General features: G+C 43.5%; 1 pseudogene. It reads left to right on the top strand.

From position 1 onward, the window contains the following. Positions 1-432 (top strand): annotated as a pseudogene (locus CIK04_RS27005) (class I poly(R)-hydroxyalkanoic acid synthase); the annotation flags it as partial.

Below are 432 nucleotides of genomic sequence, written 5' to 3'. Positions count from 1 at the left end.
GAAGTTGGCAAGGCAGCCGTCAATTCTCCTTTAAACAAGGCAATGCAAGAAGTGAACTTTGAGGATACCGCGAAATTCTTTGAAAAAGCGGCGAATCAACCACAAGCCATTCTGCAACTGCAAACGCAGTGGTGGGAGCAACAACTGCAAATTTGGCAGAATGTTGCGCTATCTGGCAATACTCAAAGTATCATTGAAGCGGACAAAGGGGATAAGCTGTTCTACAAACGAGCGTGCAGTCCGAAGCTATGTATAGCTTTATCAAACAGTCTTACCTTTTATTCAGCAAGACCTATATGGATACCATTGACGCCATAGAAGGTCTGGATGAAAAAACCAAAGAGCGCATTAGCTTTTTCTCTCGTCAAGCCATTAACGCACTTTCTCCATCAAACTTCATCGCGACCAACCCAGAGTTATTGAAATTGACGA

This window comes from Vibrio sp. 03_296 (genome assembly GCF_002265885.1).
Note: the sequence above shows the minus strand (reverse complement) of the source record. Positions and strands in the feature narration are given on the sequence as shown.